Annotated in this window: 12 protein-coding genes; 5 read left to right on the top strand and 7 right to left on the bottom strand. The window is 44.0% G+C overall.

The window, feature by feature from the left end:
- Positions 1-261: 261 nt before the first annotated feature.
- The gene (locus IC230_RS29170; RefSeq protein ID WP_191042612.1) at positions 262-1,695 is read right to left on the bottom strand and encodes a hypothetical protein; all 1,434 of its coding nucleotides are present in this window, start codon (positions 1,693-1,695) and stop codon (positions 262-264) included.
- Positions 1,696-2,234: 539 nt separating this feature from the next.
- Positions 2,235-2,492, bottom strand: coding sequence for a hypothetical protein (locus tag IC230_RS29175; protein WP_191042613.1), 258 nt, complete (start codon positions 2,490-2,492; stop codon positions 2,235-2,237).
- A gap of 1,182 nt (positions 2,493-3,674) precedes the next feature.
- On the opposite strand from IC230_RS29175, the gene IC230_RS29180 reads away from it, so the two are divergent.
- Positions 3,675-4,226, top strand: a complete 552-nt coding sequence (locus IC230_RS29180) for an RNA polymerase sigma factor (RefSeq protein WP_191042614.1) — start codon at positions 3,675-3,677, stop codon at positions 4,224-4,226.
- A 78-nt stretch (positions 4,227-4,304) separates the two neighbouring features.
- On the opposite strand, the gene IC230_RS29185 is transcribed toward IC230_RS29180, so the two are convergent.
- Entirely contained in the window at positions 4,305-4,484 is a 180-nt protein-coding gene (locus IC230_RS29185) for a hypothetical protein (RefSeq protein WP_191042615.1), read from the bottom strand.
- A gap of 463 nt (positions 4,485-4,947) precedes the next feature.
- Positions 4,948-5,199 carry a hypothetical protein gene (locus IC230_RS29190; protein ID WP_191042616.1) on the bottom strand — a complete coding sequence of 84 codons (252 nt, stop codon included), beginning with the start codon at positions 5,197-5,199 and terminating at the stop codon, positions 4,948-4,950.
- A 284-nt stretch (positions 5,200-5,483) separates the two neighbouring features.
- Between IC230_RS29190 and IC230_RS29195 the strand changes: the two genes are divergently transcribed.
- The 3 genes from IC230_RS29195 (at position 5,484) to IC230_RS29205 (ending at position 6,607) form a co-directional block, all read left to right on the top strand.
- Entirely contained in the window at positions 5,484-5,630 is a 147-nt protein-coding gene (locus tag IC230_RS29195) for a hypothetical protein (protein WP_191042617.1), read from the top strand.
- Between the two features lie 193 nt (positions 5,631-5,823).
- On the top strand, positions 5,824-6,027 hold the full coding sequence (locus IC230_RS29200; RefSeq protein ID WP_191042618.1) for a hypothetical protein: 204 nt from the start codon (positions 5,824-5,826) through the stop codon (positions 6,025-6,027).
- Positions 6,028-6,265: 238 nt separating this feature from the next.
- A complete protein-coding gene (locus IC230_RS29205; protein WP_191042619.1) occupies positions 6,266-6,607 on the top strand; it encodes a hypothetical protein in 342 nt (113 codons plus the stop codon).
- 610 nt (positions 6,608-7,217) lie between these two features.
- On the opposite strand, the gene IC230_RS29210 is transcribed toward IC230_RS29205, so the two are convergent.
- Positions 7,218-7,598, bottom strand: coding sequence for a hypothetical protein (locus tag IC230_RS29210; RefSeq protein WP_191042620.1), 381 nt, complete (start codon positions 7,596-7,598; stop codon positions 7,218-7,220).
- Positions 7,599-7,609: 11 nt separating this feature from the next.
- Positions 7,610-8,032 (bottom strand): hypothetical protein, encoded by a 423-nt coding sequence (locus IC230_RS29215; RefSeq protein WP_191042621.1) that lies wholly within the window; start codon positions 8,030-8,032, stop codon positions 7,610-7,612.
- Positions 8,033-8,306: 274 nt separating this feature from the next.
- On the opposite strand from IC230_RS29215, the gene IC230_RS29220 reads away from it, so the two are divergent.
- Positions 8,307-9,335, top strand: coding sequence for an AAA family ATPase (locus IC230_RS29220; RefSeq protein ID WP_191042622.1), 1,029 nt, complete (start codon positions 8,307-8,309; stop codon positions 9,333-9,335).
- Positions 9,336-9,340: 5 nt separating this feature from the next.
- On the opposite strand, the gene IC230_RS29225 is transcribed toward IC230_RS29220, so the two are convergent.
- On the bottom strand, positions 9,341-11,755 hold the full coding sequence (locus tag IC230_RS29225; RefSeq protein ID WP_191042623.1) for a S8 family peptidase: 2,415 nt from the start codon (positions 11,753-11,755) through the stop codon (positions 9,341-9,343).
- Between the last annotated feature and the right edge of the window lie 235 nt (positions 11,756-11,990).

The following is an 11,990-nucleotide window of genomic DNA, read 5'->3' on the forward strand; positions in this document are numbered from 1 at the left end:
GGCCTGCAATACTCCAACTTCTCCAACGCCTTCGCCCCGCGCTGTTCTTAACCAGGCCTACGTGGCTAGCACGTCCGTTGCCTAGCTGTTGCGACACTACGAAAACTACCGTAACGTGCTGATGACAGTAGGTACGGCGGGGAGTAATCCATATACCTGTAATAATTCAATCCGATTAATTAAAAAAATTACCCCAGTAGATGTCAAACAGGATTGATCATCCGCTGGGGTAACTGGAATAAAATTAGACATCAATAACGCCTAGCGCACTTCGAAAGCATAGTCTATGTCGCCGGTACTTCGGTAGGGAGCATTCAGACCAAAGCTGGAGCAGTAATAGACGGCCTGTTCGCCACAGTCATCCGACGTATTGGTGTAGCTAATCTCAGTCGAGCCGGTCACTTTTCCGGTAAAGCCAATGTTCCAGACATCTTTCTTACCATAAGAAGCATTAAAGCCCGTCTCAAAGGTCTTCACTTCTTTTACCGTTTCTCCTTCATCGTGTTCTTTGAAGATGTACTTTATTTCGTCGCCGTAGCGATGAGGGCTCCAGCTGATCACATCAGCCCCCCATACCAACCAGGGGCCGCTCAGCGTCGAGCTAGGCGATTCAACCATAATGCCTTGGGCAATATGCTCATTAAGCACACCTTGAAATATTTCACGCCAACCGGCACCGTATTCCCGTTCAACCCGGTCCATATAGCCAGGAATAGATAATAAGGCCGCTGTTTTGGGGATGCTCAGTGTACCAAAGTTATAGTTCGAGAAAGCGCCTGAACTCTGTCCACCTAGCAGAACCTGCGCTCGTATTTCTAAATTGCCTTCAGTAAAATTCTCACTAATAAAACCAACTTTGTCATAGCTGGTAAAGCGGAAGTAGGCTAACCGCTCCAATACATTGTTGTTGAAATCTTCATTGCTGTAGTACACATCTTCCCGCGGGCAATTGGGTATGGTTTGAACGCCAGCCGTCGACTGAACACGATTCGTGTTAGCGACAGTACCCGATCGGGCTGGAGCTGCCTTAGCCCGGTTGAAATGGGTACTCGTAAAATAGTATTGGTTCGATTGATCGGTAAAATAAAAATCCCAGGTTGGATCGATGGTAGTCCGGCCACCGCTACCGGCGACCCCAATCCGCTCGTTATCTTTGACTACTAAGACCAAGTTGTCGGGAAATTTGACAGGATCAATGCGCGATTCCTGGCCTTCTGCATTGTAAACCTGGATGTAATTGACCCGCTTCTGTTCTAATTCTGTCGTGGCTACGGCAACTTGAGGAATCAGCTTTTCGGTATCCCAGCGTTTAGCCGAAGTGACGATGAAATCAGGAACCAGAATCGTGAGCTTGGGCAGACTGTTGACGACCGACTCAAATTCCTGCCTCGAGCTGTGATACGTGGCTAATAAATCTGAAAAGGTAACCCCTTCCTTTACTTTCTTTCCTTTCAAAGCATGAAAGAATACATCGTAATCGTTGTCAAATTGCTTTAAAGCTTCTTTTCTCAAAAAGTCGCGCAGATCTTTGTCAACCAGTGCTTTGGCTAACGTTTTGCTGAATTCGATCCGAGCCCGGTCTGCTTCCAGTAGTGTTTCGGTCGTCGTTGGGGCAACGGCTGTCTGATTTTCCGGACTATGGCAATTCGTTAAACCAATGGCTAGTAACGCAAGAATTGATACGTGCTTCAACATGTTTACTCAGTTTAGTTTAAGTTGGACACAAAGACAAGATGGAAAATGTACAGACTATCTCACCGGCCAGCGAAGTGTATTCTGTTGCAGCTAGAACGACAACATTTTGTGCCTTAATCTACATGATTGGAAAGTTTATATATAGCGTGTATCTACATAGAATAGAATGATGTAGATAATTATTACCTAAGTAGAAATTACTGAAACGCAGCCATTCTTGCCAGTAGAGAAGGAATAGGCGATAGCAGGCTTGGGTTAGAAAGTACGCATAAACCGGTCAGCGAGAAAATAAAAAGTTCTTCATAAAATATAATTAAGCTGAGTAAGGCCTAAGCTTAATTGTTCATTAAGCCCCTCCAGGTGATCAGCAAACGTGTTCTTGATTACCTAAATGATCTCGAAAATCGGATGAGGACAGAGCAGTAGCGGGTACATTTCGATCGGGCATCAGGTTTCTTATATAGCGGTGCTCGTTAGTTAATGGCTGGGCAAGGGTAAGCTACGGTGGTGTTACGTAGCAGGATGTATGGTAAAGCCCACTAATTTAAACTAGCCAGTAGCTGCTCCCGCTGAATCCGAAATCGTTGCTCCTTTAACGCTCTATTTTCGGCTACCAGGAATCGGTTATTACGCTGCAAGTCGTCTAACTGGTAGCGTTGTTTCTGGATAAGAAGCTTTACCTCATATTCAGCCTTACTTTGCTGGTTCAGCTCAGCTTGAAGGTGATTAGCGACCGCAGTGGCTACAATTAGCAGGCTTGCTAGAACTAGCAACAGGAGAAGCACAATAAATTCCATGAGACAGTAGTCGGTTGAGTCATAAACCGTATATATAGGCCACTATGTTTTGGGCACACGTCAACTTATTTATCTAAAAACGCTTACACGACTACCCGGCAAAACCGGCAAAAGGTACGCCACTCTGAGGCCCAGAATATACTAAATATACTCCGCAACTGGCTAAAAAGAGGCTCTACGTGGTTTGACCTCCACCAGAAAAGGCCCCCTAGGCACTCCTTTTTCCACGTGTCCAAAACTCACCCTAAAACGCCGTGGATAAAATTCATAAAAAGGCAAAAAACGACTTAGCGAAGTGACCAGGATTTTCGAATGGCCAAAACAAAGAGCCATGCCCACCATTTGTGTTTATATAAATTTGCCATTCAGCAACTTATCAACATATAAGGGGCGTTTTTTATTTTCATTCTTCTATTTTTGTTTTTCTTCTATCTATTTAGTGAACCAACGAGTCAACCAAAACCGAATGCAGGACCATGGAAAACAAAGGCATGATCCCGATCCGGTTATAAGACTACATGAGATACTTACCAAGTGGTTGGTTGTCATCACGAACTTTTACCAACTTTACCATCAACTCAGCACCTGCCTGGGTTCGGATGTCAGCTCACAGACCACCATCTCAAAAACCGGCTGGCTTGGCCAGTGTCCGACTAGTCAACTACTAAATCTGCAGGATAGCATGCGGGCTGAATTGGAAAAATTAAACCTTGAGATGCACTAAACGGACTCACAATCGATCATAAGCCGATGCGAAACGTTAACGAATCATATCGGTCGATTGCAAGCGATTAACCACCAAGCGATCGTCCTGTTGCGACTCGTTTCCCTATCCGCATCGTAAGGGTTTAGGGCAGTAGAAAAGTAATAAATAAAGGTGTTTTTTGGCCCGGTGAATTCTACTCATTCTACTCAAAACACGGTTTTAGAGGGGTTTTTATGTCGTAAATGTACTTTTAGCCGTTAGCGCAGGGATTAAAAAAAGATTGTTTTTAAACCTGCACATTCTACACGTCCTACACAGCTAGAGGCTGCCCGAACTAAAATTGATCACTCACAGCTAAGCAACCAAATACCGCCGGCTAATAAATTTTCCAGTTAATATTGTTACCTAAAATCGCTGCTATCGTCAATACACGTAGATACATTGAATACAATCGAATCCTTACTGGTAGCATCTGCGTGAAAAAAGTAACCTCTGATGACGAGCTGATTCGTCAACACCTGACCCAACAACCCAACCAGTGCTTTGAAGAACTGTATAAAAAGTACGTTGACAAAGTCTACCAGCGGTGTCTGTTCATGACCAAAGACGCTGAACAAGCCCAGGACTTCACCCAGGATGTGTTCATCAAAGTCTTCGGTAAGCTGGACGACTTTCAGCAGCGGTCTAGCTTCTCTACGTGGATCAACGTCATTGCCTACAACTACTGCGCCGATCAGATTCGCCTGGCGAAACGGCTACCGACTACCTCAATTGATGAGCGTCTGGAAGATTCTCTGGGCGAATCAGGTGAAGCCCGGGTCCAGGAAGAGAGTCTGGATCTGGCCCGGCAGGCACTGACTAGCCTACCCCCGCAGGAGCAGTTGTTGCTGCGTCAGAAATACGAACAGGGACTTAGCCTGGAAGAGTTGGCCAGAATCCATCAGCTCACGCTGAGCGCGGTCAAGATGCGGCTCAAGCGCAGCCGGGAAAAGATTCAATACTACTGTGCTCAGCAACAAACTCGATAAGCCAACCGTTGGTTCGCGGCTTGCCAGAGGGAGGTTTGCGTGTATACGTCAACCACAGCCTGACCTCCTCGCTGCCAATTATGGCTCTATGATCAAAAGCCAGGTCAGTAGCAAAGCCACGCTGATGAACAGCAGCGCGGTCGAGCTGGCCCGGAGCCGACTGGCGAGCGGTTTTTGGCGAAGGGCCTCCCAAACAAAGGTGCTGGCTACAGTTAATTGAACGAGTATGGTCAGGCTTACCAATAGGGTTGATCTCACAATAATGGGATCGATAGCGGAGTGAATGGAGTAGTAGGTTCGCTGGAAAAGCAAGCGTTCTTTGACGAGCAGAAAGGTAGGCTGATTGACTCCTATTTCCTAAAATTTTCTCCCTAGCTTTCACGGGTTATGAGGTCCACCATGATTGGCTGGCTAGGTTTACTTGACGTTTCGAGCTAGGCTCAATTCAATAAGCTGAGCAAACGCCAGATCAGTTAGATAACACCACATTTGCTTGCCGCGCTGCTTGCTTTTCAAAATTCCTGCTCGCTCATCTTGATCAGATACTATGATAAAGCCGATTGATCCAGACGTTACAGCCACCCTACCCTGTCCAATTCGGCTTCTTGCGATAAGGGAAATTGTACCTGTAATTCTGGGAAATCCATGAGAACCGGTGGGTCAACAAGCTGTGCACCCATGCCGGGGGGTATACACATATATTCTGGTAATGTACCCTGATTTACCAAATAATTAAAGCTTCCTGCCAGCTTCTTTCCAGTTTCTGTAGTTGCTTGGTCATTGACCTCCCGTCAAAGGCTTTAATGGGTAGCCATACAGCATGAGTAGCACTTTCGGGTAGGTTTGCCGTATCCAGCTGCCAGCCGTCATTGACCAGCAGATTCAGCGTACTGAAGCAAGCCTCTACCGTAGGTCCGCCATACGTACACTCCCTGGGTTCCCCCTGTGGGGTATGGCCCGTGAAAATCATCATTACCATACCAGAGGGGAACTACTATGAAGGTCAACAACTAAAGCTCATCCGATGGGTTTATGTTATAAATGGTGAGCTAGTGGTGAGGACCCTACCCTCCAACGGCTAGCCTGACGCAGCCGGGCTGGTTTAGCTCCATCTATCCTCACGGGGTGATCAAGCCAACTAGAACAAAGTAGGTCGCACGAAACAAGACTAGCTGATGGCAGAGCTTTCGTCTTTATCCTTTGTAGACAGACACGCGTATTTTCACCAACACCTGGCGCAATTACGATTCATAACCGATGATAACCGCTGTCGTTAAAGAAAGCCAGCGGCAAGTAGAAGCGCACCGCATAGCTTTCTACCGGCAGATGGTGGCCTTAGACGACCGATTCAAGCAGCTAGAGGCTAAACTCCAGCAAGTAAAAGCTAATTGTGGGGTAGTGTAAATGGCGGGATCATAATCATCCGATATTTTACCTGCGGGGATACAAGGGCCTGAGCTGGATAAATTGATACAGCCGCCCGGTGGTATATACCCCAAAAATGACCATTTAGTCAATAAGCAGTCTAGGGTGTAATAGCCCAGGCAAAGCGGCCGTTTTGCCTGTATTTATGTACTCCGTAACTCCCTATTTCTGTATGCTTACTACTGAATTGGTTGCTCAGCCCCAGGCTGACCCCGTTGCTCTTTTCATCAACCTCCCATTACTGGTACTTTTTATTGGCTTAGCCCTGTATGGTTTCTTCAGGCCAACGGCATTAACCGCCGAGCCGGATGAAACGGATTTGGTTGCTATTGATGACCAACCATTGACCTTTGCTGAACCAAATTACGCCGTGTGACCATGGCTGGCATCGTTACCGCTCCGTCAGTCATTTAGCTTTCTATTGAACATCGTTTACTGAAGCTGAGCAAACGCCGGGTGTGATACGTCCGGCGTTTGGTGTTATGATTAAACTACCATTAATCTATGGACTATAGTTCCGTAATAGATTACCTTTGGCCTATACACGTCTAACGGATACCTCTTCCTTCCGCTCTTCTGACTAGAGTTGCTGGTCTAGCCCTTTCCAGCAACTTATGGACTTTATACCCATACCGGTTCAACCGGTGATCAGTAGCCTGCACTATGAGCAGTGGCGAATTGAGACCTTTCGCATCAAGTTCCTTTTATCGGAGCGAATCCTGACCGAAATCAGAAAGCTTTCCCGTCAGCCCAACTGGTACGAAGATCCAATCGTAGCGGCCACCTACATCGACCGGGTCAATGACTGCTTTATCAGCATCAAGAAGTTCCATGCACTCTTTGGGGTCTTGCCCCAGATTGGCGATCGGCTCTACAACGAGGACACGGGGATGATTATTCAGGATCGCTCGATCGACGGCAATCTGATGACCATTACCTTCACGCTCAGTCTGTAAACGAAATAGCAGGTATTGTATAAAAACCCGGCTTAATTTGTGGGTCGCAAACGAGCCGGGTTAATGCTCCGGTTGTACCAACACCTGTGGGTCGCTTTGCCGTTTCGTACCGCAACGGCGGACCGTAAAATCCGTCACTTGGGCGCCACCAAGTTTTTAACAATTTGATTATCAATTGGATTGATCCAGAAAGTCGGGTTCATAAAATGAAAACCAGAATAGTTAGTGGACCTACTTTCTGACCGCGCCATGGTGGCCCTATTCTTTGAGTTATTTCGAGCATTTAACACGCTTTGTGAGTGGCACCAAGTTACACGGCTCATCTTGGAATCGTACAACGGCTCAAATCTAAAGGCCGTTGCGGGCGTCAATAAGCAGGGATGACGAAAAGTCGTAGAGAGTGGGCATAAAGCGATTCGCAGATTGTTTTAATGAAGTCCTTTTCGGTCTGCTCTGACTAAATGTAGCGGTTCAGTGACATTAAAATCGGCTTTTTTTAAGGTTAGCAGAACAATTGTACCTCAAAAATAAGGTCACCCAAGATGGTTAACCTTAAAATAGGCTGATTTAAAGGTTAACCATCTTTAGTAAAATGTCAGGAAGATTTTATTTACTTCAAAATCACAACGGCTTTCTGGGCTAGAAGTGCCGGTTTAATATCATCGTCATCATCCATACCCCATATATAGGCATGAGCTGGATTATCAAAACCGTGTTCTTCCACCGTACAGGGATCATAATATGTTGAAAGCCCAATGGCTTTTACATCAACATTGGTAAGGGACGCTAATGCAAATTTGCTAAGATCACGTACCGACTGCTCCGGCGTAGTCAGACTGGCAACATCGACGGACAATTTACCTCCATCTTTTGGTCTCAACTTGAAATTTCTTGATGTGGGCCTACCGTCAGGGTCAACATATTTATGCCAGGGTGTGCGGTAGATACTTCGGTATAATTCTTCCTCGTCCGCTACGGGCGTATCATTCATTAAGTACTACGTTATCGGTTAAGCCATTGTAACGTTTCTCGCAACGACTCGGGTGTCAGTGCGCCTTGTTGTGGTGGCTCATCGGGTCCAATGCGCACAAATTTGTTTCGGCCATTCGGATAAGCCAGCAGTTCCGCTGACTTGCCTTCATTGCGGAGGTTAATCATAATTTCGCCGTTAGGCCCCAGCGATGTATGATAAATAACCTGCCCGGCAGCCGTAAGCAACAGGGCAATGTCAAGTGCAATCGTTACCGTTTGATGCGTAGACGCAATACCATTGTCCTCGTTCCAACCATCAGTGAGGTGTTGATAGGAAACGACGGTAGCTAGATGCTGACGATTTGACGATGGCAATCCCAAAGTTTCGTACCGACGATCTGCGCTAATTTCCTGCGCGAAAATAATCTGCGCAAAGTCAAGTGTATCAAACATAATCTAACCTAGTTTTACTCTTCGCAATCATAAGTATAAATGCTCCAAAGTAAGTTTACTGATTTAGGGGGCGTTTTCAAAATTGGATTAGATACGGATTTTACCTCAATATCAATACCAGTGGCTATATGATGCACAAGCAGCTGAGTCTATTTTAGCGTATGGCACATAAAATCAAATCTGATAAAGCCTATTTAAAATAAGTCTTCGGGTTTAATGTTATTCATTGAAATACATTAGATATTATCCCTTATTTTGTGTAATTTAAAGAGCGATGCAACAAATAGATTACATTAAGGAAATAGCGAAGTATGGCTTGGAGAACGACCAAGAGAAGCTTCTTTTTACCCTTAATGAACTGATTGAGCACTCAAAGCAAACGAAGAAAGTCAATTTTGCCCTTCAGCTTCAGTCGATTTTAAAGGATGCTATTCGTCAACAGCAAACGAATGGAATCGTTAAGCTAGGGTCTCCTAAGCACATATTACGGGAAGAAGATCGTGAAGTAAGTGAGTTCATACTTGAAAAGCTTACGTCCGATTACCGGTTTCCTAACCTGGTCTGTTCAGAAGCCGTCCACTCCGAGTTAGCTTATTTTATCGAGGAACATCGTTCTATCGAACTGCTCCGTCAATATGATTTACCTATCTCAAATAAGGTATTATTTTACGGCCCATCGGGCTGTGGTAAGACTTTGGCAGCCTATGTATTGGCCGGAGAGTTGGAGAAAATGATGATTGTCATCAACCTGGGAGCTATTGTTTCTTCTAAGCTGGGCGAAACCAGTAAAAACTTAGCTAAAATATTCCGGCGAGCCGCTACCGAAGACTGTATCGTATTTATGGACGAGTTCGACACGTTGGGTAAAGTTCGGGATTATAGCCAGGATCACGGAGAAATGAAGCGTGTTGTTAATACAATCTTGCAACTCTTTGATTACTTACCGCAAGGCAGCATTGTTATTGCAGCAACTAATCAAAAAGATATGATTGATGAAGCTTTATTACGTCGTTTTGACTTAGCTGTAGAGCTACATCTACCTGACCAAAGTCATATTCAAGAATTAGTCAAAAAGACGCTTGCTGATTCACCATTCAGTTTTGACAACAGAGAGAACTCACAGCGGATTATTAGCAATTCAGTAGGACTTTCGTATTATACAATTCAAAAGGCTTTACTGACAGCTATAAAACGAAGCCTGTTTTTACAACAAGGTAAAGTAAAGAAGTCAATCAAGATTCAAACCAGTGTCTGGGCTGAGTTGATAGAGCAGGAACGTAAAGTTTTGTTGGAAGCTAATTGAGTCGATTATTCCGCATCTGCTTCTAAATCAGCCTCAAGATCCAATCTACCTAATACCTCTAATTCATTTAGACTAACTAGCTCATCAAAGAGTCGGTTACTCAATTGACTTTCGGGCAGATTTTCCTTTATACGAATGACTAGAGAATAATTGTAACTTGTAGGAAGTGAAATTGCCTGAGCATCAGATAAGTTGCCATGCCGACGACACCCTACTGCAATCTTAAATTCAAAAGCTTCATTTATCAGATTGCTACGGCTAATATTTAATTCTACTTTTTGAACATTACTGAGAAGCTTGCCCTTACCAAAACCATCTTGCGACCAATAACCTTTTTGATGCAATACCACATTCTCTTTGTGGTTAGCGACTATACCAGTATCTTCTAACCTAATTTTACCATCCTCATCTATAATTTGTTCCTGCCGAAATAAAGGCAAGTTTTTAAAAACTCCGAATGTGATATTAACAGGACAATAAGCCATTTGATTATACTGAATAGGCTGGAAGCTAAAGCACAAAGTAGCTTCAACCTTTAATAATGCATTCTCTTTGCCATTGTGCTGTAAATAATCAGGCAAATAGATAGGATAGGATTTTGTCATACCGCTGTCCACTTTGTCTTCAATAACAATCGTTACTTCGTTGTCATTTGATGACAGGCACTTTTCCAGTGATGGTCTACCATGACCATAAATAAACTGCTCCTGTTTTTCGGTTAATCCATGATGATTAAATGAATTGCACTCATCAGCGCTGTTAACAATTAGCGCCTTAACTGACTGCATACGGAGCGAGGGAAACCGACGAAGAATTTTAGCAGCTATATTAGCAATAAGCGGAGCAGAGTAACTAGTTCCCGCATCTCGTATTAAGCCCTGTGCAATAAAGTTTTCCGAAAAAAACTGCATTCCGGCACGCATGGTACTATCATGGCTTGCGCCAAAAAGTGGATGATTTACTTCCAGATAATTGCCGCCAGAGAAAACCACATCAGGCTTACGTACATGCCGATTTCGATTTACCTCCTTAATATCATGAGAAAGATGGAATTTTCGAGTATAGATGGCAGGTAGAGATCCATCATGTACAGGCCAGTCGTTAATCGTAATAGGTACTTCTTCAAAATTGTCTCCCACTGCACCGACCGTCAAGTTATTCATACTTTCCGACGGTGATTTTATGTTTGAGCAATCGTCTAAGAAGTGTGTAGGATAGTTTGGTACACACAGGCTAATATCGTGATCGCGGTTACCAGTTGAAATGCAAATAAGTATATCTAATTCATATGCTAACTTATCAAGCGCGTAAGCATACTCGGATGTCAACTCATTTGTTTCTAAATGATCTGCGTAACAGATTGTTAGGACAAATAAGCGTACACCGTGTTCTTGATTAGCCCGGCGAATGTAGTTCACTACTACATGATTAGGTAGATAACCAGTAGAACCCGACAGGACTTTAATAGGTAAAATTTTAGCATCAGCTTCTAATTCGTCGGAAACGATATTGGCTAAACGTTCCCCAAAGACGGCTAAACTGGCTACCCCAGTTCCATGATCAGCAGAATCTACCCGGCCGTTACCTCCTGTAACGTCAAAATCATTCCCTACATCAATTAATAGAGGAGCTAAAGGAGTTTGATCGCTTACGCCAGTATCAATAATGCCAATGATTGGCAAGTCTTCGCTGGCATTTATTACTCGAAATCTGAGTTCGCGAACAACTTGCCCAAGCTCGCTAGGACGAACACGGATACCTGCGTTTGCGGAACTGATTGTATGTACGATATCGAAATTCTTAGCAATTTCAAGAAGAGTACCCTCATCTATCGTTGGTATCTCAATAGTATTGTTTGTATAGTTGAAGACAAACTCAATATTTCGTTCTACTAGATATTTGTTTAAACTCGTCAGAATTGGTTGGACACGTGTTTGAAAAATTTCAGTATCCTCAATCAACGACAAATAGATAACATCGCGTGGATTTTTAATGCGGCTTCGGATGCGCTCACTGGTTAGTAAGCTAAAAGATCTGACGAACCGGATGTGCGTATCGTAATTGGGATTATTATGATCTTGGCTTTCTATTGCCCGTTGCACTTGACCAATAAAGCCCCGAAAACGAACCTCATCAACAACAGCGAACAGGGCTGTTTGGTGAAAATTAGTGTATTGTACTGGCGAGAGTCCAAACGTGTTACGATAGTACGGTTCATATACTGTCGCATCGAAACGCTTGGGGAAATTTATTTCTATACATGTGATATTAACTGGCACTGCTAGGTCAGGATTTCGCTCCTGTTGCCTACGAATCTGTTCGAACTGATAGCCGATTAGCGATTGACTGAGACTTTCGACTAATGGAGCAAAGTAATCGACCGGTCGGTTTTCATCGCTCGCTGATTTAGTTTGACTCATGTCCCGATTAGAGTAGCGAAAAGTTGTTTCAGCCTCCTTCGGATTTTTAAATAATAGATGTGGTCTTAAAGGCATAAATACGTACTAATTCTTTCAAACTGATCATTAGCTTATTTATCAAATAGCCAATTGGCAGTCTAATTGACCCTAGCTTTTTGCTCAGTATCCGAAAGTTACAAAACTGCTGAATTATATTAGCTCGTTCTACGTAATTACTCACTCAAAAAAGTTATAA

It is taken from the genome of Spirosoma validum, assembly GCF_014699035.1.
GTDB classification, from domain to species: Bacteria; Bacteroidota; Bacteroidia; order Cytophagales; family Spirosomataceae; genus Spirosoma; species Spirosoma validum.